Source organism: Pseudoduganella sp. SL102 (genome assembly GCF_027856995.1).
GTDB lineage: Bacteria > Pseudomonadota > Gammaproteobacteria > Burkholderiales > Burkholderiaceae_D > Rugamonas > Rugamonas albidiflava.
The window spans coordinates 1,775,644-1,801,383 of record NZ_CP115554.1 but is presented as its reverse complement, the minus strand read 5'-3'; the positions used below and the strand labels follow the sequence as shown (position 1 = coordinate 1,801,383).

The window sequence follows — 25,740 nt, the reverse complement described above, 5'->3', positions numbered from 1 at the left end:
CTCACTGGGTTCGGGTGGTGGCCGGCAGGTCCGGCGTGGCGAGCTTGTTGGGATCGTTCCTGTCGGCATCGAGCTTGCCGGAGTCGAGCTTGCCGGATTCAAGTTTATTGCTGTCGAGCTTTGTGATGACCGGCGCCTTCCACGGCCCCGTCACCTGCATCTGGTAGGTCAGCGCCTTCATCATCGGCTGCGACAGGAACAGCTGGGCCAGGTAGCTGCCCAGCCCGATCACGGGATTGACGGCCAGCGCGTAGACCAGCGGCGCGGTGCCGAAGTTCAGCTCCGGGATCACCACCACGTGCAGGTTGGCCGATTCGTTGGCGATGTCGGCCGTGCCCGCCATCAGCACGGTGGCCTGCACGCCGTGCATCTTCAGGTTTTCCGTCTTCACGATGCCGCGGTCGATCTGGGCGCCGGCCGTGAGCCCGTCGAATTGCAGCCCCTGCGAAAACACGTCGTTGAAATCGAACTTCAGCAGCCGCGGCAGGGCCTGCAGGCTCAGCACGCCCAGCAGTTTCGCCGCCCCCGGGTCCTGCTTCAGGAACTGGCCCTTTTCCACGTTCAGGTCCAGCTTGCCGGACAGCGTGGGAATGTGCAGCGAGTACGGCAGCCCCTTCCACGCGATATCGCCGGACAGCTTGCCCTTGCCGCCCTTCACCGTGTCGGCGAAGCCGAAGCGTTCCAGCAGCTTGCCCGCGTCATGGATCTCCAGGTTGAAGTTGAGCGCCGTGTTGTGCCGCTCGTCGTTCCTGCCCTCCTGGCGGGCGCCGCGGCTGACCCACCGGCCGGTACCGTGCAGCGCGCCGTCGGCATTGACCAGCGCCAGCTTCGACACGCGCCATTCGCGCGACGAGGTGATCAGCGCATTATAGGCTTGCAGTTCCAGGCTTCCCAGCGGCCGGTTGAACAGCTCGAAACGCTCGGCCACGATGTCGAGCGCCGGGATCGCCGGCGACGTGGCCGAGCGTTCCAGCATGTCCTTCACGTCGCCCGCCGCCGATTCGGGAATGATGAGGCTGGACAAGCGGGCCGTCACCTTGCCCAGCCCGCGGCCGGTGGGCGATTCGGCCCACGTGATGTAGCCGTTGGCCTGCTTCGAATCGATGTTGGCCTGCCAGGTGCCGCCACGGTGCGTGGCGCCCAGCACCACGCCGTCGAGCTTCCGGCTGGCCAGGATCAGTTCATCGGCGCGCGCCGCCATCGTTTCCGGCACGATGTACTGCGTGAGGTTGATGCCTTCGCCACCGGTGCCGGCGCCGCTGCTGTTACCGCTGCTGTTACCGCTGCTGTTACCGCTGCTGTTACCGCTACTGTCGCCAGCGCCGCCCGCGCCGGCGATATCGGTGCCCAGCGCCAGCCATTCATCCACGTTCAGCGACTTCATGCTGACATTGAGCGCCATGCCGCTGTCCGGCTCCGGCGCGGGCGTGTGCACGCCGATGCCGCCGCGTACCAGCTGCCAGGTGCCGCGTTCCTGCCCGCGGTTCTGCCGCTGGCGCTGGTAGTAGGCGGCCACCGTGTTGCCGAGCGAAATGCGGATCTCGTCGCGCGCCAGCCCGGATTCATCCGTGGCGGCGCCGTTCAGCACGAAGTGCACCGGCAGCGCATCCGCCGCATTCTTCGCCAGGGGCGCCGGGAAATCCAGCCCGACACCGGTCAGCAGCGATTCGACGACGACCTGGTACTGGTGGTTGTGCGCCGTGATCAGGCCGTTATAGCGGGTGCTGCCGTCGATATGCCGGGCCAGCCGCTGCATCGCCGGCGATGGCCAGGTGCGGCGCAGGCCCTCGGCCGTGACGTTGCCGCCGATGCGCACGGCGATCGTGCCGTCGCGCTGGGTGCCGCCGCCGACCGCCAGCTGGCCGCCCAGCAGCGTGCCGTTCAGGCCGTTCAGGTTGACACCGTGTTCGTTGAACTCGATCTTGCCGGTGGCCAGCAGCACGGGCGGCATGTCGTGCCACAGGGTCACGTCGTTGCCCTGCAATTGCAGCGTGCCGTTGACCTTGCTCTCGCGCAGCCGGGCCACGGGCAGGTTCAGCTTGAGGGCCAGTTTCGCATTGCCGGTGGCCGTGGTCTGGTCGGTGAAGTGGCCGATCCATGCCAGCACCGGGCTGTTGGCCACGTAGCGCAGGTAATCGCTCATGGCGCCGGCCGCGTTGCCGTCGATTTCCAGCACGCTGTCATGGTGGATCAGGTCGGCGATGACGGCCTTCACGTTGGCCAGGTTGACGTTGCCCGTCTTCGCGGTATCGCCGCGGATCTCCATGCGCGCCCGCTCGAACACGAAGCTGCCCTGGATCTGTTCGGCCTGCGGCCACAGCGGCGACTTGCCGTCCGGCGCGAAGTGCGAGGGCTCGTAGTTCAGCTTGCCATCGCGGATGCGCCCGGCGATGCGGAATTCACCCTTGCCGAAATCCGGCGTGTCGGCCGCGAACGGGAAATGCGCGAGGTCGCCGCCCAGCCGCACGGACACGTCGTGCGCGCTGCCTCCTTCCAGCGCGCCGGTGAGCCAGGTCTTCAGGTGCGGCGGCGTGGCGATCGGCAGGTAACGGCCGATCCGGTTGATCGCGAAGCCATCGAGCTTGCCCCGGATGTCGGCGATGCCGGGGCCGGCCAGCTTGCCATCCTTGCCGGCGGGCACGCGGTGGTTGCCGGACAGCGCGCCCGTCAGGCCGTCCTGGTCGAATTCCAGCTGGCCCAGGTCGACGCGCAGGCCGTCCGCATCGCGCGCCCACGACGCATCCAGCAACAGCTTCTTGAACGGCATCCGGGCGGTCTCGAACCAGGCCGGCATGTCGAGCACCAGGCCCGGCGCATCGAGCACGACGCTGCCGCCATCGGCGCGGGCATCGATCGTGCCGGACAGCTTGTCGAACCCGGGCAGGGCCGGGATGGCGGGCAGCGCCGGGGCCTTGCCGCTTGCCGCGACGGCCGCGCGCGCGGCCAGCGGCGCGATGCCGAGCTCGCGCAAGTCAGCCTTGACGCGCCATGCGGCCGGTGCCGACAACGGCCCCTGCCATTCGGCGCGCAGGTTTTCCACCCGCCCGCGCGGCGCCAGGTCGGCCAGCAAGCCGCGCTGCGCGGCCGGCAGCGGCAGCCGCGTGGCCAGCGAAGCCAGCGCCTGCAGGTCCAGCGCCGGCGCCGTGACCTCGGTGCGCGCCGGGCGGCTTTTCGTGGCCGGCGTGGTCCGCTCGGCCACCGTGGTGGGCGCCAGCGCGGCACCGTCGCGGGTGCGCAGCGTGAGGCCGGTGACGCTGGCGCGGTGGCCATAGGCGCCGAACGGCGCGTTGCGGTCGGCGCCGCGCGGCGCCTTGTCCTCGCTGAATTCGATCCGTCCGGCCAGGGCGGCCACGTCCAGCCTCGGCAGGTCGCGGCCCAGCGTGGCGACCACGTCCTCCAGCGCCACGTCGGCGGTCATGCCCGTCAGGCGGGCGCGGTCGATGTCGAACCAGGCGCGCAGGCTGCCGCGGCCGGATGCCACGTCATGCGGCGACGCCAGGTGCGGCTGCCACGCAGCCAGGTCGGCGCCCTTCACGGCGGCATACAGCGTGCCGCGCCACCGCTTGACGTCGGCCGCGTGCTGCGTGAAGGCCCGCTGCCGGAAGTCGGCACGCACGTCGAGCGTGCCGCCCAGCGCGCGCGGCGGCGTGGCCTTGATGGCGAAGCGATGCCGGCCCCAGCTGTTGTGCAGCACCACGTGCACGTCCTGCAGTGCCAGCGGTTCGGTACCGCGCAGCGCGTCCGTCCAGGCCAGCCGGCCTTCGCGGATCACGATCTCGCGCTGCGACAGCAGCCAGTCGGCGCCCCGGCCATCGTCCTTGCGGCCGGGATCGAGCAGCACGCCGGCCACGTAGAGCTTGCCGTCGGCATCGCGCCGCACGTCCAGGTTGGGCCGGATCAGTTCCAGCGATTCGAAGCGCACGCCCAGCGACGCCAGGCTCCACCAGGAAAGCGTGGCGGCAACGCTGGGCAGCCGCAGCGCCTGCCGGCCGGTGCCGTCGCGCAGCACCACGTCGCCCAGGAACAGGGTCGGGCGCAGCCCGGACCAGGAAGCATAGATGCGTTCGATCGTGACGGGATTGCCGGCGGCGCGGCTGGCCAGCCGTTCGATATCGTCCTTGTAGTGGTCGATATTGGGCAGCACGGCCCAGCGCAGCGCGAGGAACAGCAGCGCCAGCGCGAAATACACGACCAGCACCAGCTTGATCGTGAAGCCCAGGACATGGTGGGTGGCCAGGTTGCACAGGCGGTAAGCGGCCTGGAGACGGTGCCAGCGCGCTACCAGCGGCCCCTCGCCTGTCAGCTCTTTCTCTGCCGTTTGTTCCGTCAACACACAATCCCTGGATCAGCCGCGGAAACAACGCCGGCGGCAAAAATAAATGTCGGTTCACCCGTGCCCCACGCGGCTCCGGCACTGGCGCGATGCATAAAATGCCTGGATCTTCATGCTTTTATGCCACGATCGGTTGCGAATTGGTTGCGAATCGGTTGCGAATCGGTTGCGAATCGGTTGCGAATCGGTGGCCAATCGCTTGCCAGATACCCCTGAGGGCGCAAGGGGTGCCCATTCTACCCCAAGGCCCGGTTAAACTAGCCCGCACAAAGCTGACCATTACACAACGTTACGAAGTCCTTTCATGCCATCTCAAGTCTCCGAAGTCTCCAGCAGCCGTTTCTACCAGCGCTGGCTGGCCGCCGCGCCCGACCGCCAGGCGAAGATCGATTCATTGGTGCAGCAGCCGCTGGACAGCGCGGACCTGGCCGCCCTGCTGGCCGTGGAACGCGAAGGGGGCGCGCTGCCGGCGGCGCGCGGCATGCGCCGCCTGCGCAACCTGCTGATCGCCGGCCTGATCCGGCGCGACCTGGAAGGGCTGGCCGACCTGAACGAAGTGGTGACGGCGGTGACGCGGCTGGCCGATTTCGCGATCCGCACGCACCTGGCCGAACTCGATGCGGAGATGCGCGCGGCGCATGGCGTGCCGACGGGCGCCGAGTCGGGGGTCCCCCAGGAACTGATTGTGCTGGCGATGGGCAAGCAGGGTGGCTTCGAGCTGAACGTGTCGTCCGACATCGACCTGATCTTTGTCTATCCGGAAGACGGCGACACGGTGCCCACGGCGCCGGGCCAGCGCGTGCTGTCGAACCACGAGTATTTCGTCCGCCTGGGCAAGAAGCTGATCGCGGCGATCGCCGAGATCACCGAGGACGGCTTCACCTTCCGCGTCGACATGGCGCTGCGACCGAACGGCGGCTCGGGCCCGCTGGCGGCCAGCCTGGGCATGGTCGAGCAATACCTGATCGTGCAGGGCCGCGAGTGGGAACGCTATGCGTGGGTGAAGGCGCGCGCCGTGACGGGCCGCGCCGAGGATATCGCCGCGCTGGACGCGATCGTGCGGCCGTTCTGCTTCCGCCGCTACCTGGACTTCGGCGTGATCGACGCGATCCGCACCATGCACATGCAGATCCGCGCCGAGGTGAACCGGCAGGAACGGCTGCACCCGGAGCGCAGCCACAACGTCAAGCTGGGCCGCGGCGGCATCCGCGAGATCGAGTTCCTGGCCCAGGTGTTCCAGCTGATCCGCGGCGGACGCGACCCCAGCCTGCGCGACCGCTCCACCCGCGCCACGCTGCGGCAATTGCCCGACAAGGGCTTGCTGACGGCGGACATCGTCGAACGCCTGCTGGCCTCGTACACCTTCCTGCGCAACCTGGAACACCGCCTGCAATACCTGGAGGACGCGCAGACCCACACGCTGCCGCCGAACGAGGCCGACCGCGAAACGGTGGCGCGCATGATGGGCCTGGCCGACGCGGCCACCCTGCTGGCCGCACTCGAAGGCCACCGGCGCTTCGTGGCCGAACAGTTCGACGCGATGTTCGCCGACAAGGGCAGCGACGAGGAAATCGACCCTGCCACCAGCAACGAATGCGCCGATCCGGACAATTTCGAGGCGATCGAATCGCGCTTCGCCAGCCTGGGCTACGACAACCCATCCGCCGCGGCGCGCCGGCTGATCGCCACGTGGCAGGCGCCGCGCGTGCAGTCGATGCCGGAAGCGAGCCGCCAGCTGTTCGTGGCGCTGATCAACGCCGCCCTGCCCCGCATTGCCCGCGCGGCCGAGAACAACCCGGTGGGCACGCAGCTGGGCACGCTGGGCCGCCTGCTCGATTTCCTGGAAGCGATCGCGCGCCGCTCATCGTACCTGTCGCTGCTGACCGAATATCCGCACACACTGGCGCGGGTGATCGACATGATGCATGCCAGCGCCTGGGCGGCCACGTTCCTGACCCAGCACCCGATCCTGCTCGATGAATTGCTGGACGAACGCATCCGCACCGCCGTGTTCGACCCGGTGGCGCTGGCGCAGGACCTGGATGGCCAGCTGGCCGTCTACGAAGGCGATACGGAGCGCCAGCTCGACATCCTGCGCGAAGTGCACCATGCGCAGCTGTTCCACCTGCTGGCGCAAGACCTGGCCGGCGACCTGACGGTGGAAAAGCTGGCCGACCACCTGTCCGCGCTGGCCGACGTGATCGTGGCCGCGGTGATCCAGGCCGCCTGGCGCACGGTCGCCAAGCGCCACCGCGACGTGCCCCGCTTCGCCGTGATCGCCTACGGCAAGCTGGGCGGCAAGGAACTGGGCTATGTCTCCGACCTGGACGTGATCTTCCTGTACGACGACGACGACCAGGAAGCCCCCGGCCTGTACGCCAAGCTGGCGCAGCGCTTCATCACGTGGATGACCACGCACACGCCGGCCGGCATCCTGTTCGACATCGACACGGCGCTGCGGCCCGATGGCGCCAGCGGCATGCTGGTGTCGTCGGTCGGCGCCTTCGAGCGCTACCAGAAGCAGTCGGCCTGGGTGTGGGAACACCAGGCGCTGACCCGTGCCCGCTTCTGCGCCGGCGATGCCGGGATCGGCCAGCGTTTCGAGGAAATCCGCTGCGACGTGCTGCGGCAGCCCCGCGTGACGGGCGACGAACTGAAACAGGAAGTGCTGGCGATGCGGCGCCGCATGCACGACGCCTACCCGAGCCGGCCGGCCAGCTTCGACCTGAAGCAGGATGCCGGCGGCATGATCGACATCGAATTCATCGTGCAGTACCTGGTGCTGCAGCATTCTGGCCGGCACCGCGAGCTGACGGCCAACCGGGGCAATATCGCGCTGCTGCGCATGTTTGCCGACCTGGGCCTGATCGATGGCGAACTGGCCGCGCAGGTGGGCGACGCCTACCGGGCGATGCGCAAGCTGCAGCACCAGATCCGGCTGCAGGGCGGCGAGCAGTCACATGTCGATCCGGCGCGCGTGGCGCTCCATGCGGAACACGTGACGCGGCTGTGGCGGACACTGTTCGGCGAGGGTGACGTCGCGTAAATGCGGGCGCGGTTCAGGCCGGCATGCATCGAAGCTTGCAGCACGGCCTGTGCCAATGCCCATACCGAACAATTGCTGGCCTTCAAGAGGATCCGTTGTACATCCCACACATCGGTGCCTCTTTTATTGAAAGTTATTGGTAGTTTTTGCTTCCCTGGCTAAAGAATGTTTTATCGGCCCGCTGCGCCGACCTTCGACCAACCAGGGAGCAGAGAGCATGAGAGAACGATCACTTTCGCAATCGGTCCGCCTGATGTGCCTCGGCGGCGTCATGGTGGGCATGGCCGCACAGGCGCAGGACCAGCAGGCGCCGCTCCAGGCGGCCCCCGCGCAAACCGCGCAGCAAGGGCCGATGCAGACGGTGCAGGTGACGGGTTCACGCATCCGGGCGCCCGGCGCCGAAGCGGCATCGCCGCTGCAGGTACTGACGGCGGCCGACATCGCCGCCTCGGGCGTCACGAACCTGCAGGAACTGCTGCTGAAGAATCCCACGCTGGGTACCCCGACCGTCAGCCGCACGAACTCGAATTTCCTGACATCGAGCGGCGGCGTATCGACCGTCGACCTGCGCTCGCTGGGCACGGCACGCACGCTGGTGCTGCTCAATGGCCGCCGCTTCGTGGCCGGCATGCCGGGCGAGTCGGCCGTCGACCTGAACGTCATTCCCACCGATTTCATCGAGCGCGTCGACATGCTGACGGGCGGCGCGTCGTCCACCTACGGTTCCGATGCCGTGGCCGGCGTCGTCAATATCATCACCAAGCGCAATTTCAACGGCCTCATCCTCGATGCCCAGGGCGGCCAGAGCACGAAGCACGACGACACGCGCAAGAAATTCTCGCTCACGTGGGGTGTCAGCAATGGCGAAGGCACCAGCAACATCATGACGCACTTCGGCTACAGCAAGCAGGGTGCGGTCTACTCGAAGGACCGGCCGGCCACCGCGGTGGACCAGAATTCGCAGAACGATCCCACCGACCTGTTCCTGGTGGACCGCCCGTTCTACTCCAGCTTCGCGCCGCAGGGCCGTTTCTTCCATGACGAAGGCAGCTACACGTATGACCGCGCCGGCAATGTGATCCCGTGGAACACGAACGGCTCGGACACCGAAGCCGCCACCGGCTTCAACCGCTCGGAATACCGCTCGATCGCCGTGCCGACGGAACGCTACCTGCTGGCCACCACGGGCAACCTGGCGCTCAACGACAAGCATTCGCTGTTCTTCGAAGGGAATTACGCGGCCACACGGGTCTCGACCCGGATCGAACCTTTCGCACTGGGCGCGGAAGACGTCTATCCCGCCACGGGCGGCGCGGTACCGGCCGAGTTCCTCGTCGACGGCACGCTGCGCCGCAATCCGATCGTGCCGCAATACCTGTACGACCGCATCAGCGACACCGATGGCGATGGCCTGCGCGACTACTACTTCACGCGCCGGCTGGCCGAGGTGGGCACCCGCTCGGCCCAGGCCAACCGCGACACGTTCCGCCTTGCCGGCGGCGTCAAGGGCAGCTTCAACCTGGTGCGCGAATGGAACTACGAAGCCTTTGTGGCCTACGGGCAGACCAAGGAAGCGCAAAGCTCGACGGGCCAGGTCAACGTGCTGAACTTCCGCAACGCGCTGGAAACCATCCAGGACGTGGACGACGACAACAACAACGGCAACCGCACCGAGACGATCTGCCGCGACGCGAATGCCCGCCTGCAGGGCTGCGTGCCGATCAACGTGTTCGGCTTCGGCACGATTTCGCCGGAAGCGCTGAAGTACGTGGGCGCGCCGGGCAGCCTGGAAACGCAGATCACGCAGAAACTGGCCGGCGGCTCCATCACCGGCGATATCTTCGACTTGCCTGCGGGCGCGGTGGGCTTCGCGGCCGGCTTCGAGTGGCGCGGCGAGGAATCCAGCGCCGTGCCCGATGCGCTGACCCAGGCCGGCCTGAATGGCGGCAACGAGCTGCCGCCGACGTTCGGCGACTTCAACGTGAAGGAACTGTTCGCCGAGATCCGCGTGCCGATCCTGAAGGACAAGCCGTTCGCGCGCGCACTGGACTTTACCGGCGCCTTCCGCCGCGGGAACTATTCGACGGTCGGCTATGCCAGCAGCTGGAACGCGGGCGTGGAATGGTCGCCCGTCAGCGACCTGAAGTTCCGCGCCACGCGCGCGCTGTCGACCCGCGCACCGAACATCAACGAACTGTTCCAGCCACCACAACAGACCTTCCCCGGCGATATCGTGGACCCCTGCGAAGGCGTGACCGCGTCGTCGCAGGGCACGCGCGATGCCGCGTGCCGGGCCGCCCCCGGCGTGATGGAGAACATCGCGGCCAATGGCGCGTTCACGCTGAACCAGTCCGACCTGCAGGGCATCAGCGGCTACGACCGCGGCAATCCGAACCTGCAAGCCGAGAAAGGCTGGTCCACCACGCTCGGCTTCGTGTGGACGCCCCGCTCGATCCCCGCGATCCGGAACTTCGCGTTCACGGTGGACTACTTCGACATCAAGATCGACGATGCGCTGGTGTTCATGCCGCGCCAGTTCGCGCTGGAGAACTGCTATGGCGGCGACGGCTCGCTGTGCAACGTGATCATCCGCCGCCCCACGCAGGTCGGCGGCAACAGCGCCGGCTCGCTGGAGTACATCGATTCGCTGGTCAGCAACAGCGGCGGCGTGGCCACCGAAGGCGTGGACGTGACGGTTTCGTGGGCCGACCGCGTGGGACCGGGGCGGCTCTCCAGCCGCCTGGCCTGGACGTGGCTGCGCGAAGGCTATGAGGTACCGACGCCAGGTGCGGAACGCGACTACTGGGCCGGCGAAGTGAACCGCGCGGCGAAGAACCGGGCCACGCTGAACCTGGGCTACAAATGGGGCCCGTGGAGCATCAACGGCACCACCACCTATATCGGCAAGGCGGCGCTGGATGACCAGTTCCTGGCCCAGTTCGAGATTCCCCGCAACGGCGTGCGGGTCGGTGCGAAGACTTACCAGGACTTCCAGCTCTCGTACGAGTTCAGGAAGAAATGGGAGCTGTACCTCGGCATCGACAACGCCTTCGACACGAAAGCGCCGCCGGTCGTCTCCGGCCTGCCCGGCAGCGACACCGGGGCGGAAACCGTCGCCGGCACCTACGACCCTATCGGCCGCCGCTACTACGCCGGCCTGCGCCTCAGCCTGTGATGTGGCCCGGCCGGTCGAGCGTTCCCTGGCCCATGCCCGGGAACGCTTTTTTTCGACACCGCCGGCCGCTTTCACGCGGGGTTGACGACCTGCACGATGCAGCGGCCGGCGAACGCAAAATAAGAATACGGAAAATAATGTTCGGTCGCGGCAATCCTCTTACTACATTTCTAGATGTTTCATATCAAAAATTTACAAGCATGTTGTATGAAACATGAATATTGCGCTGGAAGTTGAATTATTGTTGACTCAAAGTAATGTGACAGTGTTTCATGTGCGATCGCGCCAACAGGGCACAACCCCGCGACGCGCGCGTGCGAACCATGACACTGGAACTTACAATGATTAAAGAAACAACACTCTCCCATTCGATCAGGCTGATCTGCGCGGCAGGGCTCGCGGGCATGATCGCCGTGCCGGCATTAGCACAAACCACGGATCAGCCGATCCAGCGCGTACAGGTTACCGGCTCTGCGATCAAGCGCATCGATGCCGAAACCGCCGTTCCTATCACCGTGGTCAAGATGGACCAGTTGAGGGCGGAAGGCATCACGACCGTGGAACAAGTGTTGTCCACCGTCTCCGCGATGCAGGCTACCCAGGGCACCAGCCAGGTCGTGGGCCTGGGCACCGGCGGCGCCTCGTTCGCCGACATGCGCGGTATCGGCCAGAACAAGACGCTGGTGCTGCTGAACGGCCGCCGCCTGGCCAACAATGCGTTCGACAGCTCGGCGCCGGACCTGAACATGATCCCGTTCGCGGCGATCGAGCGCGTGGAAGTGCTGCGCGACGGCGCATCGTCGCTGTACGGTTCGGACGCGGTGGGTGGTGTCATCAACTTCATCACGAAGAAAGACTTTACCGGCGGCGTCGTGACGGTGGGTGGCGATTCGCCGCACCACCAGGGCGGCCAGAGCCTGAACAGCAATATCGGCCTGGGCTTCGGCGACCTGGACACGGATGGCTGGAACTTCTTCGCCATGGGCGACTTCCAGAAACAGCGCGCCATCGGCGGCCTGGACCGTGATTTCAACACGCGCTACGCCGGCGGCCTGTCCGGCTCCACCAGCCCGGCCAACTACTACCAGGAAGGCGATGCCGGCAACCCGGCCGCGCCGGACTGCACCAGCGCGCCGAACCTGGTGCCGGACGGTACCAGCTGCAAGATGACGACGTCGAGCTTCGTCGACTACGTGCCGCGCTCGGAGCGCGCCACCGGCCTGTTCAAGGGCACGCTGAAGCTGCCGAACAACCATGAGCTGGGCCTGGAATACCTGATCAGCCGCAGCAAGGTGGAAAGCGCGATCGCGCCGGTGCCGTACGGCGGCCTGATCATGAACCGTACGCTGGCCAATGGTTCGCTCAATCCCTACTACCCGGGCAACCCCGGCGCCATTACGCGGAACATCCCGCTCGATCCGGCGTTCATCGGTGAATCCGGCCTGCCGGAAGGCGCCGAACCCGGCTACATCAACGTGATGTGGCGTAACCTGCCGGGTGGCTCGCGCGCCGACGAAAACATCAACCGCCAGCAGCGCTTCGTCGCTTCGCTGTCCGGCAAGGTGGCCGGCTGGGACTACCAGACCGCCCTGTCGTACAACGAGAACAAGGTGAAGGTGAACCTGAATGGCTACAGCAACGGCGACATCATCACCAAGGGCGTGCTCGATGGCGTGATCAACCCGTTCGGCGAGCAGACCGCGGCCGGCCTGGACCTGATCCACTCCGCCGCACTGAACGGCAACATCCAGAACGCCAAGGGCACCACCAAGACCTTCGACGTGAACGCCAGCCGCGAACTGGCCGACTGGCTGGGCGCCGGCCGTGCCGCCGCGCTGGCGATCGGCGCCGTGGCGAGCCGCGAGCACTTCGTGCAGGCATCGAACACCGAGTACGCCGAGAAAGTGGTGGCCAGCACGGGTATCGACCCGACCGCCCACAACGAAGGTTCGCGCACCGTGTACGCCGCCTACGGCGAGTTGAACGTGCCGCTGCTGAAGACGCTGGACGTGACCGCCGCCGTGCGCTACGACAAGTACAGCGACTTCGGCAACAGCACCAATCCGAAGTTCAGCTTCCGCTGGCAGCCGGCACCGGAAGTGCTGGTGCGCGGTTCGTATTCGACCGGCTTCCGCGCGCCGTCGCTGTACGAGATCAACGCTTCGCAGACGTACACCAACACCTCCACCCAAAACGATCCGGTGAACTGCCCGAACGGCACGCCGATCCCGGGTAAAGGTTCGGCCACCAACTGCCGCGTGCAATTCCAGAAACTGGAGGGCGGTAACCAGAACCTGGATCCGGAAGAATCGAAGAACGCCACGCTGGGCATCGTCTACGAAGGCGTGAAGAACCTGACGCTGTCGGCCGACCTGTGGGCCATCAAGCTGGAACACCAGATCGACGGCCTGTCCGAGGATGACGTGTTCGCCAACGGCGCCAAGTATGCGGCCCTGTACCACCGCAACCCGGCCGGCAACCTGTCGATCGACGGTTCGCAGTGCGTCACGCCGGCCAACTGCGGCTACGTCGACCTGCGCACGCAAAACCTGGGCGACATCAAGACCCACGGCGTGGACCTGGCTGCCCAGTACCGCCTGCGCACGGGTGACTTCGGCACGTACAACTTCGCGCTGAACAGCACCTGGGTGCACGGCTTCAAGTACCAGACGTCGCAAGGCGGCGAATGGATCGACCGCCTGGGCGCCTACCGCGGCATCGGCCCGGTGTTCCGCTGGCAGAACACCGCCAACGTGCGCTGGAGCCTGCGCCAGCTGGGTGCCGGCCTGACCGCGAATCACAAGTCCGGCTACCTGGACGCGGATAACGCCTTCGAGGAAAACCACCGCGTGGCATCCTACACCACGATCGACGGCTACCTGTCGTGGACGCAGCCGAAGGGCTACGCCGTCACGTTCGGCGTGCGCAACATGTTCGACCGCGACCCGCCGCTGTCCTACCAGGAAGACACCTTCCAGGCCGGCTACGACCCGCGCTTCGCCTCGGCGATCGGCCGCACGTTCTACCTGCGCGCTTCGTACAGCTTCTAAGCTTTACGCCGCATGACAAAGCCCCGCCGGCTCGCGCCGGCGGGGCTTTTTTCATTGCTCAAAACCGGGGTCAGACCCGGTTTCAGGAAACATTGCACAAATATACGTTGAGACCACCCAGGGGCAAATTCCGGGGTCAGACCCATCGGGTCTCGTATCTTGAGCGTACCGGCAATTCAGTGGATACTTCCGCTGCAGTTCCGGCCAGGCAAGGTCACACCGCTCGGGATTAAGGCTTCGAGCCTGTGGGTCAGATAGGTGGCCTTGCCTGTTTTTTCATTGAAGTCCGTACGGTATCTTGGGACGGCGTTCTTACGCTAAGCCCGCATACGAGAGAGGAAATGATGGAAATGGCAGTAACCCCGGTAGTTGGCGTTGATGTGAGTAAGAAGAAGCTCGATATTGTTCTGCTGGTCAGTGGCAAAGCGAAATCGAAGACGCTCAGCAATACGCCGGAGGGTTACCAGGAACTGGTTCAATGGTTGGTCAAGCAGAAGGTCTCTCCAGACAGCGCTCACGTGTGTCTGGAAGCGACCGGTGTCTATAGCGAGCCGCTTGCTCTGTGGTTGCACGATGCGGGCATCATGGTGAGCGTCATCAATCCAGGCTGCATCAAAGGTTTTGGGCAGTCCGAAAACATCCGCAACAAAAACGATCAAATTGACGCCGGGCTGATCGCCCGATTCTGTGCTGCGAAGAGGCCGCCAGTTTGGGTGCCACCTCCAAAGGAACAGCGTGAACTCAAGGGTTTGAGCGATCGGCTGCTTGCGCTCAAGGACATCAGGCAACAGGAAAAGAACCGGATGGAAGCTCATGATTTTGCCGGTCAGGGCGACTTGGTGAAAAACGTCGATGAGCACGTAAAATGGCTCGATCAAAAGATCACCGAGCTGGAAAAGGAGATCGACGATCACATCGACAGGCATCCTGGCCTGAAACATGACGCCGATCTGATGCGCAGTATTCCGGGCATTGGCAGCACTACGATAGCTAAGGTCCTGGGCCACATTGGTGACATTAGGCGCTTCGGATCGGCCAAGGCACTTGCGGCATTTATTGGAGTCAGTCCAAAGCAAAAAAGCTCTGGAACATCAGTGCGCGGTCGGACAAGCATGAGCAAGATCGGCAACAATGATCTGCGTAGTGCACTGTACATGCCTGGCATGGTCGCCAAGCGGTACAACACCTTGCTGAAGACCTTTGCCGAGCGCCTGAGCGCCAATGGCATGGCTCCCAAGGCCGTCACCGGCGCCGTCATGCGCAAGCTGGTTCATCTGATTTACGGCGTGGTTTGCTCTGGCAAGCCATTCGACCCGAATTTTTTGAATTCGGGCCTTGCAAAACAAGACGGTATCTGACCCCAGCAGTTGGGTCTTGGGTGAATGCAATAGCTAGCGGTATCGTCAATGAACCTTTGCGTGAGTTGCGTTATGGTCCGCCCCCGGTTCGGGCAACAAAAAAGGCGCCGGAGGCGCCTTTTTTGCGGGTACCGCGGGAGCGATTACTTCGCGTTGAACAGCGCGACGGTGGTGTCCAGCATGCGGTTCGAGAAGCCCCACTCGTTGTCGTACCACGACGAGACCTTGACCAGGCGGCCGGAGACTTTCGTCAGCGTGGCGTCGAAGTTCGACGATGCCGGGTTGTGGTTGAAGTCCACCGAGACCAGCGGTTCGGTCTGGTACGTCAGCACGCCTGCCAGCGCGCCTTCGGCGGCCGACTTCATGATCTGGTTGACTTCATCGACGGTGGTGTCGCGCTTGGCGATGAACGACAGGTCGACCAGCGACACGTTGATGGTCGGCACGCGGATGGCGAAGCCGTCCAGCTTGCCGTTCAGTTCCGGCAGCACCAGGCCGACCGCGGCGGCGGCGCCGGTCTTGGTCGGGATCATCGACTGGGTGGCGGAACGGGCGCGGCGCAGGTCTTCGTGCATCACGTCGGTCAGCACCTGGTCGTTGGTGTACGAGTGCACGGTGGTCATCAGGCCGGTTTCCACGCCGATCGCATCGTTCAGCGGCTTGACCAGCGGGGCCAGGCAGTTGGTGGTGCACGAAGCGTTCGAGATCACGGTGTCCGACGCTTTCAGCACGCCTTCGTTGACGCCGAAGACGATCGTCGCGTCGACATCCTTGCCGCCCGGTGCCGAGATGATGACTTTCTTGGCGCCGCCCTTCAGGTGGGCCGAAGCCTTTTCCTTGGTGGTGAAGAAGCCGGTGCATTCCAGCACGACGTCCACGCCCAGCTCGCCCCATGGAATTTCAGCAGGATTGCGCTGCGCGAACACGCGGATCTTGTCGCCGTTGACGATCATGAAATCGCCGTCGACTTCCACGGTGCCGTTGAACTTGCCATGGGCCGTGTCGTAACGGGTCAGGTGCGCGTTCGATTGCGCATTGCCCAGGTCGTTGATGGCCACGATCTGGATGTCCTGCTTCTTGCCGCCTTCGTAGAAAGCGCGCAGTACGTTGCGGCCGATACGGCCGTAGCCGTTGATTGCTACCTTGATCGTCATTACCTATGCTCCTGATAAAAGAAAAACGGTTCTTATTATGCAACACCCCACTACAGGAGTGGGGCGCGAGGTTCTTTATGCAGCGAGGGTTATGCTTTAACTACAGCTTTGGCTTTCGCCACTACGTTCTCGACCGTGAAGCCGAAGTGCTTGAACAGCACGCTGGCCGGGGCGGATTCGCCGAAGGTGTCGATACCGACGACGGCGCCTTCCAGGCCCACGTACTTGTACCAGAAGTCGGTCACGCCGGCTTCCACCGCCACGCGCGGGATGCCCTTGCCCAGCACGCTGGCCTTGTAGGCCGCGTCCTGGCGGTCGAACACGTCGGTGGACGGCATCGACACCACGCGGGCCGGGATGCCTTCGCTCTTCAGCGCGGCGGCGGCGTTGACGGCCAGTTCCACTTCCGAACCGGTCGCGATCAGCACGACTTTCGCATCGGCTTCGTCGGACAGGATGTAGCCGCCCTTGGCGATGTCGGCGATGGCCTGCTCGGTGCGCTCATGGTACGGCAGGTTCTGGCGCGAGAAGATCAGCGTGCTCGGGCCGTTCTTGCGCTTGACCGCTTCGCCCCAGGCGACCATCGATTCGACGGTGTCGGCAGGACGCCAGTTGTCCAGGTTCGGGATCAGGCGCAGCGACGACACGTGCTCGACGGACTGGTGGGTCGGGCCGTCTTCGCCCAGGCCGATCGAGTCGTGCGTGAACACGAAGATCGAACGCTGCTTCATCAGCGCGGCCATGCGCAGCGCGTTGCGGCTGTAGTCGGAGAACGTCAGGAAGGTGGCGCCGAACGGGATGTAGCCGCCGTGCAGGGCCACGCCGTTCATGATCGCGCTCATGCCGAATTCGCGCACGCCGTAGTTGACGTGGTTGCCCGGCTTGCCGGAACGGATGTTGGTCGACTCTTTCCAGTTGGTCAGGTTCGAGCTGGTCAGGTCGGCCGAGCCGCCCAGGAATTCCGGCAGCACCGCCGACAGGGCCTGGATCGCGTTCTGCGAAGCCTTGCGGGTGGCGATGGTTTCCTTCTTCTCGACGCAGGCGGCGATGGCGGCCTTCAGCGTTTCATCGAAGTTGGCCGGCAGGTCGCCGTTCATGCGGCGCTTCAGCTCGGCAGCTTCAGCCGGGAATGCGGCGGCATACGCGTCGAACTTCGTGTTCCATTCGGTTTCGAACGAAGCACCCTTGTCCTTGAAGTTCCAGGCGGTGGTGACTTCTTCCGGCAGGACGAACGGCTCGTGGCCCCAGCTGATGTATTCGCGGACGGCGGCGATTTCCTTGTCGCCCAGCGCGGCGCCGTGCACCTTGTCGCCACCCTGCAGGTTCGGCGAACCCTTGCCGATGACGGTCTTGCAGCAGATCAGCGTCGGCTTGTCGGACTTTTTCGCCTGTTCGATGGCGGCATCGACGGCGGTCACGTCGTGGCCGTCCACGTCGCGGATCACGTTCCAGCCGTAGGCTTCGAAGCGCTTCGGCGTATCGTCGGTGAACCAGCCTTCGACCTTGCCGTCGATGGAGATGCCGTTGTCGTCATACAGCGCGATCAGTTTGCGCAGGCCGAGCGTGCCGGCCAGCGAGCACACTTCGTGCGAGATGCCTTCCATCAGGCAGCCATCGCCGACGAACGCATACGTGTAGTGATCGACCACGTCGTGGCCCGGCTTGTTGAACTCGTTCGCCAGCAGCCACTCGGCCAGCGCCATGCCGACCGCGTTGGCCAGGCCCTGGCCCAGCGGACCCGTGGTGGTTTCCACGCCCGGCGTGATGTCCACTTCCGGGTGGCCCGGCGTCTTCGAGTGCAGCTGGCGGAAACCGCGGATGTCGTCCATCGACACGTCGTAGCCGGACAGGTGCAGCAGCGCGTAGTGCAGCATCGAGCCGTGGCCGTTGGAGAGCAGGAAGCGGTCGCGGTTGACCCAGTCCGGATTGGCCGGGTTGTGGCGGTGGTGCCCGCTCCACAGCGCGACGGCGATCTCGGCCATGCCCATCGGCATGCCTGGGTGGCCGGAGTTGGCTTTCTGGACGGCGTCCATCGCCAGCGCGCGGATCGCGTTGGCCATCTGGGTGTGGGGAAGCTTAGCGTTCATAATCAGTTGGTGCGGGAGGTTTGGAATTCCGGGGGCTACAAGCCGTTTCGAGCTGGTAAGTGCGCTGATCAAAGCGCTGGTACGTACCCTACCTGGTGGACTGCCGAACTGCCACCATGCTGAAACCGCCTTGGCTGCGTAGCCCGCTATTTTACCAGAGGCCGGCGGCGGCGCTTAAAATCAGTGCATTCTGGACTTATTCTTATAACGATGCCACGTTTCTACATCGATGCCCCCCTCGCCACCGGCCAGTTGCTCGACCTGCCGGCCGAAGTCGCCCATCATATCCACGTCGTGCGGCTGGCGCCGGGCGATGCGCTGACCCTGTTCAATGGCACCGGCGGGCAATATGAAGCCGAGCTGGTCGAGGTCGGCAAGAAACGCGCGACGGCCGAGATCAAGGCGTTCGATGGCCGCGAGGCCGAGCTGCCCTACCCTGTCACGCTGGCCCAGGCGCTGCCCGAGGGCACGAAAATGGACTGGATCATCGAGAAAGCCGTCGAACTGGGCGTCACGGCCGTGCAGCCGCTGGCCGCGCGGCGCTGCGTGGTGCGCCTGTCGGCCGAGCGGGCACAGAAAAAGCTCGAGCACTGGCAGGGCGTCATCGTTGCCGCGGCCGAGCAGAGCGGGCGCAACCGGCTGGCCGCCCTGGCCGGGCCGGTGGACTTCCGCGACTGGCTCGGCACGCCGGCTACCGGGCCCCGTCTGCTGCTGTCGCCGCGCGCCACGGCGTCGCTCGTCGAGTGGGGGAGCCAGGCCGGTCCCCAGCCGGTCACGCTGCTGGTGGGGCCCGAGGGCGGCTTCACGGACGAGGAAGAGGATGCGGCAGTGCGCGCCGGCGCGACCATGGTATCGATGGGACCGCGGGTGCTGCGCACGGAAACGGCGGCGCTGGCCGCAGTGGCGATGTTGAACGGGTTGTGGGGTGGGATGTAAGTGCTCCCGAGCGAGCCGAAGGGCATGAGACACCCCAGAGGCGAAAGACTGGGGTCAGGAGGGAGTACCGGCATGCATGCCGGTACCGCGACGCAGGCTAGGAGCAATGCTCCTCGAAACCCCTGCTCTGCCCCGACGGGGTGAAGCAGGGGTTTCGCGAAGCATGCTTCGCGCCTGCGGAACGGTGCTGGCCTGCAGGCCAGCACTCCCTTCTGACCCCGGCATTTGCCGTTGGGTGGAATGTGTTCACCAACCCGCACGATGCCAAGTAACGCTATCAGAACGTATAGCTGGCGCCGAGCGAGAAGTAGCGGCCCACCGCGCCGGCCTGGTGCAGCGTTGCGTTGTACGCGGTTTGCGGCCCGGCATTGCCGTAGGTGGCCACGTCGATCGGCGGCTGGCGGTCGAAGGCGTTCAGGATCGAGGCCTTGATCGTCAGGTTCCGGTTCAGCCGGAACACGGCGTTCAGGTCGGTCGACATGAACGAGCGGATCTTGCAGTATTCCGGCGGCGTGCCGTTCGGGTTGTTGTTGAAGTACGCGCGCCCGCCCACGCTGCCGGCGATGTCGGCGCAGTCGTTGACGCCCAGCGACGGGTCCAGGCCGCTATAGGAACCGGTCCAGTTGAAGGTGCCGGTCAGCGTGAGCGGCCCCTTCTCGTAGCCCAGGGTCAGCTGGGCGCGGTTCTTCGGATTGCCCGTGTTGCCGGAAACCACGGACGGGCCATGCGTGCCGGCCAGTTCGTATTCGACGCCCACCTGGTCCAGCTTGTAGCTGATCATGTGGTTAAGGCTCAGCTGAGTGCGGAAGTTGCCGATGTCGCCGGCGTTCCAGCGGTAGCTCAGGTCCAGTTCCACGCCCGTGGTCTTCACGCCGCCGGAATTCACGTACGACGACTGCGCATAGGCGATCGTGCCGACCGGCGGCACGCCGGTGACCAGGCCGCCGTTGCCGTCGGCGATGTCGATCGGTACCGCCGGATTGCGCGCGTACACCGGCACGAAGTCGGGCAAGCCCGATTCCGTGTTGATCTGGTTCTTCACCTCGATGCTGTAGTAGTCCAGCGTGGCGCTCAGGTTGCGCACCGGCTCGACGATCAGGCCCAGCGTGAACGACTTCGACTTTTCCGGTTCCAGGTCGGGATTCGTCGTCTGCACGAACGCGGGCACGAAGCCGCACGCGGATGGCACGTTGCCGGCCGTGGTGCGGTCGCCGTCCGCGCACAGGATCGGATCGTCGATCGCGTTGAACGAGAAGGTGGACGACGAGATGCCCGATTCGGCCGCGTTCGGGGCGCGGAAGCCGCGCGCGAAGGTGCCGCGCACCGTCAGGGACGGGTGCGCCTTCCACTTGAATTTCGCGCCCGGCGTGAACGAGTTGCCGTACGTATCGTAGTGGTCATAGCGGGCCGAAGCGCTCAGCTCCAGGTTCTGCAGCGGCAGCGCGTTCAGTTCGGCAAAGGCGGCCGTGTTGGTTTCGTCGCCGAATACATAGGCGGCGCCGTTGCCGACCACGCCCTGCGCCAGCAGGTCCGGCGGCGGCGCGTTCAGTTCCTTCTTGTACCAGCTGAGGCCGGCCGCGAATGTCAGCGGGCCGCCGCCCGGCAGGCGGGCCAGCTCGCGCTGCGCGTGCGCCTCGGCGAAGGTCAGCTCGGACTCGGCCTTGTCGCCGAAGGTGGGCACGATCGCCGCATTGTCCGCCGCGGAATTGCCGCCCAGCGGGTTGTACGGGTTGGTGGCGCGGCGCAGCGCGTTGTACAGCGCCACGCGGTTCACGAAGCCGCTGTAGACCGACTCGGTCTTCACCTTCGAATAGCCGGCGGCGGCGCCGATGTCCCAGCCGCCCCAGCTGCCGTTCAGGTCGGCCGCGAAGCGCGTCGCGGTCGATTCATTGTTCTGCTGCGCCGCCGAGCCCGCGCCGGGAATCAGGCCGTACAGCCGGGCCGGCGCGCCCAGCTGGTTGATGCCGCCCGCCGGAATCCGGGTATCGGGCACGCCGTTGACGATGCGCGGCGGCTGCCCGGGCACCAGCGCGGTATAGCCGCCGAAAGTATTGCTGGGCGTGAATGCCACGGCATTCGTCAGGCCGCGGCCGTTGGTGCTCTCGCGCCGGAACATCGACGCTTTCAGCGCCAGCGTCCAGTCCTCGCCCAGCTTCTTCGTGAAGCCGGCCAGCACGCTCATCCGGTCCGACTCGGGCTGCAGGTTCGATACTTCGTCGCGCACCATGCACTGGCCGGCACGGTATTTGACGAAGTTGCAGGTGGGGTCCAGGAACTGGTAGCTGGCCGGATTGTTGACGCCGGTGGCCGGGTTGTACAGGAACGGGCTGCTGGCGGCCGTCAGGAAACTGTTGCTCTCGTTGGGCACGCCGCGCAGCACGGACAGGCCGCCGCGCGTGGTCCAGTCGCCGCTGGCCCAGCCGTATTGTTCGCGCTGGTGCACCTTGATCGGATCGGCATGGCGGTACTCGGCGCTGACGTAGGCATTGTAGCCATCCGTATCCAGGTCGCCGATGCCGCCGGTGGCCGTCACCTTGTGCATCTTGCCGCCGCCGTGCTGCGAATTGCCGACCTCGGCGCTGGCACTGAAGCCCTTGAATTCCTTTTTCAGGATGATGTTGACCACGCCCGCGACAGCGTCGGACCCGTACAGCGCCGAGGCACCCTCCTTCAGCACCTCGATGCGCTCGACGGCATCGAACGGAATCGACGATACGTCGACGAACTGGCGCTGCGAATCGTCCGACAGCGGGTACGGCGACATGCGGTGGCCATCGACCAGCACCAGCGTCAGGCCGACGGACAGGCCGCGCAGCGACACGCCGGAGGCGCCGGCGGCGAAAGCGCCGGCGAAGCCCGAGCCCAGCGCGCCCTGGCCATTGGCCGACAGGTTGCTCAGCACCTCGGCGATCGACGTCTGGCCCGACCTGGCGATGTCGGCTGCCGTGAGCACCTGGATCGGGCTGGGCGTTTCCTTGTCGGCCCGGCTGATCAGCGAGCCGGTGACCGTGACGCGCTGCATCGGCTGCTGTTCAGCGGCAGCGGGGCCGGTGTTTTGTGCCAGTGCGGGGAGTGCGGGAAGAGCGGCCACGGCGCCGAAAGCCAGCGCCAGCGACCGTACGAGAACGGTTTTGTTTGCCATCATGGATTTCCTCTATGAGCCAGCGATGCCGGCGGCGCGATCTCGGATCACGCTTTCGGCAAGGCTGTATGGATCGCGCCCCCGCGCCATGCGCGGGAACGATTCGCTCGGAAGACCAGTGGCTGTTGTTATTTATTTCCGAATCCGACATGAAACCACGCGCGGAAATGAAGTGTCAATTTATAAACATTGGTATGCGGCAAACGTGCAACAAATGCATGTATTTCGCTCTTGCTGGGGGTACCACGGCTTGAAAGTGGTATGCCCGCCCACGCCTTCCCTGCCGTGGCTATTGTCGAGCGCGCAGACAATAAAAAACCCCGCGCAAGGCGGGGTTCGGTCGAGCGGGGCCGGCGAGGCCGGCCCTGGTTTCATCAGAAGCGCTTGTTGTACTCGATCGTCAGGCGGGCCGAACGTGGTGCCGTGTAGCTGATCACGCGCTCGTAGATCGCGTTGATCGTGGAACCGGTCAGGTTGTACGTTTCGTCCACGTTCTGGGCGACCTGCTTGTTGGTGACGTTGAACACGTCGACCTTCACGGCCAGGCCAGGGATGAAGGCCGGACGGTACGCTACGTTGGCATCCAGGCGGATATCCCACGGCAGGTTGCCGCGGCTGCCGCGCGGGGCTGCGCTGTCGCCGCACCAGAAGTACACGGAACCGTAGTCGGGCGCGTCGTCCGGCAGGTTGCCGTAGTTGCCGAAGCAGCTGCGCGGGCGGCCGGAGGCTGCCAGGAAGTTGCCGCCGACGCTCCACTCAGGCGTGACTTCGTAGTAGCCGAATGCCTTGACCTGGTGCTTGCGGTCGTTCGGCAGCGGGCCGTAGGCGCCGTACATCAGCTCCTGCGTATCCCAGGTGGACGTTGCCGCCACGTCGGTCTGCGCGTTGTCCGAACGGGTCTGGCCTTCGGTGTTGCCGCGGCTGCGCGACCAGGTGTAGTTCACGCGGCCATACCAGCCGTTGCGCAGCGGGTGTTCGGCGAACAGGTCCAGTGCGGAGTAGGTACGCTTGGCCTTTTCGAAGCCCAGCTCGGCGGCGCTCAGGTTGACCAGCGTGTACTGCTGGTTGCCTTCGAAGTCGACGCGGAACGTGTTGTCCTTGCCCGGATTGAACGTCACGCAGCCGAGGCCGTGGAAGTTGTCGAGGCTGACATTGTTGCGCTCGGCCCAGGCCACCACGGCGCGGTCGTCGCAGTAGTCGTCGATGGTTTCCTTCAGCTTGCGGTAGGTGACCTTGGCGCCCACGTTCAGCGACGGGGTCAGGACTTTTTCCAGGCCCAGCGTGATTTCATCCTGGTAGGTCGGCTTGATGTCGACCGAGGTCAGCGTGTTGACGTCCTTGGCCTGGCCGTACTCGTTGTTGGTCGAGACTACCGGGGTCATGGCCACCAGGCCGGTCGGGTTGCCGTTGGCATCCGTGCCGGTGTAGCTGAAGTATTCACGCGTGTTCAGCGAGCGGCTGGCGCCGCGCACCGCCAGGTGGGTCGGGATCTGCAGCGCGTAGCGGCCGGCCGAACCGAAGACTTTCAGCGACGCGTCACCGTTCACGTCCCACGTGGCGGCCAGGCGCGGCGACTTGAAGTTCTTCACTTCCAGGAAGGTCTCGCCATCGCCGTTCTTGTTCTTGAAGCCTTCGTTACGCAGGCCCAGCGTGACCAGCACGTCCTTCGTAACTTGCCAGCGGTCTTCGATGTACTGCGCGGTCTGGTCGGAATACGCGTTGGTCGACGAGTCGAACAGGCGGCGGCTGACGAAATAGCCCTCCCGCGCCAGGCCGGGATAGCTGCCCAGCACGGTCGGCACACCGCCCAGCGAGACGGCCGTGGTGGTGTTCGGATTGTAGTCGTAGAACCAGACGCCGCCACCGGCGTTCACGTCGCCCGCAGCGATCGACTTCAGCTTGTTGTTGTCGAAGCCGGCGCGGATCTGGTGATTGCCGATCTTGTATTCCAGGTCCATGCGGCCGGAGGACGTATCGTTCTTCGCATCGTTCGGGAAGATCGTGCCGGCGAGCACCTGGCTGGTCGTATAGTTCAGGCCCGGGTACTGGGCGCGGGCCGCCGCGGTGATCTGGTACTGCGAGCTCAGGTCGCCGTCATATATGTTCTCGACCTTGGTCTTGCTCTGGCCGTACAGGGCGGTGATCGTCAGGTCTTCCGTGATGTTGCCCGTGTAACGCAGGATCTGCGAGTCGGCGCCGACCGGGGTGTAGTTCGAGTTGTTGCGGTAGTGCTCGGACGACGACTGCTGGGACGATTTCTGGCCGGTCTTGTAGTCGTAGCCGTACAGCTGGCGATCCTGCTTGTTGTCATCGCCGAGCAGGGTCAGCTCGAGGCGGTGATTGTCCGTGATGTTCCAGTCGAACTTGGCGAGGTAGCGGTTTGAGCTGTCCTGGCGGTCTTCCCAGCCGGTGCGTGCCAGCGACGGGCTGGTCGGGATGCCCAGCGTGCTGTTGTAGCGGTTGACGTTGCCGCGGTCGGTTTCCTTGCGCTCGATGGCCGCGAACATGAACAGCGTGTCCTTGATGATCGGGCCGCCGACATAGGTGCTGTAGGTACGGCCGGTTACCGTGCTGTTCGAATTGCGGCGGAAGATGGTGTTGTCGGTGCCATTCGGGTGCTCGGCGTCGTTCGGATAGGCACCGGTATTCGGGTAGTACACGTCCCTGGCTTCGGCGCGCAGGCGATTCGGCTCGTATTCCCACTTCGCGCCGGCTTCCCACGTGTTGGTACCGCTCTTGGTGGTGACGTTCAGCACGCCGCCGACCGAACGGCCGAATTCGGCACCGAAGCCGCCGGTCAGCACTTGCGCCTGGGCGATCGCGCCGAACGGCAGCTCGGAACCGCCCAGCTGCGTCAGCGGATTGGTGACCGGGAAACCATTGATGTAGTAGGCGTTTTCGGAAGCGCCGCCGCCACCGAACGAAGCGCCCGCGGCATAGCGCGAGTCGGCACGGGTGGTGTTCGGTGCCAGCTGGATGATCGCGTCCACGTTGGTGGCGATCGGCAGCTTGGCCAGTTCCTTGGCGGTGAACGTCGCGCCATTGTTGGAGTTCGACACGTCGATACGGCTGCGGCGGCCGGTCACCTGCACGGCCTGGATGCCGGCGGCGACGAAGGAAGCGTCGGTACCCTGGCCAACCAGCACTTCGACTTCGGTCGTCTTCTCGACCTTGCCGTCACGCACCAGCTCGACCTTGTAGCGGCCCGGCGGCATCGCGGTCGCGTTGTAGCGGCCGTTGTTGTCCAGCGTGATGGAACGGCGGTAGCCGGTCTCCACGTTGTTCAGCACCACGGTCGCACCAGCGGGCGCCTCGACACGGCCGAACACGTTACCTGCCGCGTTCGACTGCGCAAAGGCGGCAGGCGCAACCGCGACCGTCAACGCCGCCGCACTGAACGCGGCGGACAAAGCTCGTACCAGAATGGTTTTTTGAATCATATGATTTCCTAGTTATTTT

At 65.2% G+C, this 25,740-nt stretch carries 10 protein-coding genes; 5 read left to right on the top strand and 5 right to left on the bottom strand.

The genetic code is table 11. From position 1 onward, the window contains the following. Position 1: 1 nt before the first annotated feature. A complete protein-coding gene (locus tag OU994_RS07645; RefSeq protein ID WP_281610256.1) occupies positions 2 to 4,330 on the bottom strand; it encodes a YhdP family protein in 4,329 nt (1,442 codons plus the stop codon). A gap of 307 nt (positions 4,331 to 4,637) precedes the next feature. Here OU994_RS07645 and glnE point away from each other — a divergent pair, with 307 nt between their 5' ends. The 4 genes from glnE to OU994_RS07625 all read left to right on the top strand — a co-directional run bounded on the left by glnE (position 4,638) and on the right by OU994_RS07625 (position 14,962). Next, a complete protein-coding gene (glnE, locus tag OU994_RS07640) occupies positions 4,638 to 7,379 on the top strand; it encodes a bifunctional [glutamate--ammonia ligase]-adenylyl-L-tyrosine phosphorylase/[glutamate--ammonia-ligase] adenylyltransferase (RefSeq protein WP_281610255.1) in 2,742 nt (913 codons plus the stop codon). A gap of 217 nt (positions 7,380 to 7,596) precedes the next feature. After that, entirely contained in the window at positions 7,597 to 10,554 is a 2,958-nt protein-coding gene (locus OU994_RS07635) for a TonB-dependent receptor domain-containing protein (RefSeq protein ID WP_281610254.1), read from the top strand. 341 nt (positions 10,555 to 10,895) lie between these two features. Next, entirely contained in the window at positions 10,896 to 13,604 is a 2,709-nt protein-coding gene (locus OU994_RS07630; protein ID WP_281610253.1) for a TonB-dependent receptor, read from the top strand. Positions 13,605 to 13,945: 341 nt separating this feature from the next. Then, positions 13,946 to 14,962: an IS110 family transposase gene (locus OU994_RS07625; protein WP_281606659.1), complete on the top strand. Its 1,017-nt coding sequence runs from the start codon at positions 13,946 to 13,948 to the stop codon at positions 14,960 to 14,962. Between the two features lie 143 nt (positions 14,963 to 15,105). Here OU994_RS07625 and gap read toward each other — a convergent pair whose 3' ends face one another. Next, a complete protein-coding gene (gap, locus tag OU994_RS07620; RefSeq protein ID WP_130185952.1) occupies positions 15,106 to 16,116 on the bottom strand; it encodes a type I glyceraldehyde-3-phosphate dehydrogenase in 1,011 nt (336 codons plus the stop codon). An 89-nt stretch (positions 16,117 to 16,205) separates the two neighbouring features. Beyond that, positions 16,206 to 18,203, bottom strand: a complete 1,998-nt coding sequence (gene tkt / locus OU994_RS07615; RefSeq protein ID WP_281610252.1) for a transketolase — start codon at positions 18,201 to 18,203, stop codon at positions 16,206 to 16,208. A 210-nt stretch (positions 18,204 to 18,413) separates the two neighbouring features. Between tkt and OU994_RS07610 the strand changes: the two genes are divergently transcribed. Beyond that, the gene (locus OU994_RS07610; protein ID WP_281610251.1) at positions 18,414 to 19,139 is read left to right on the top strand and encodes a 16S rRNA (uracil(1498)-N(3))-methyltransferase; all 726 of its coding nucleotides are present in this window, start codon (positions 18,414 to 18,416) and stop codon (positions 19,137 to 19,139) included. A gap of 277 nt (positions 19,140 to 19,416) precedes the next feature. On the opposite strand, the gene OU994_RS07605 is transcribed toward OU994_RS07610, so the two are convergent. Beyond that, on the bottom strand, positions 19,417 to 22,284 hold the full coding sequence (locus OU994_RS07605; RefSeq protein WP_281610250.1) for a TonB-dependent receptor: 2,868 nt from the start codon (positions 22,282 to 22,284) through the stop codon (positions 19,417 to 19,419). Between the two features lie 371 nt (positions 22,285 to 22,655). Beyond that, the gene (locus tag OU994_RS07600) at positions 22,656 to 25,721 is read right to left on the bottom strand and encodes a carboxypeptidase regulatory-like domain-containing protein (RefSeq protein ID WP_281610249.1); all 3,066 of its coding nucleotides are present in this window, start codon (positions 25,719 to 25,721) and stop codon (positions 22,656 to 22,658) included. Positions 25,722 to 25,740 lie beyond the last annotated feature (19 nt).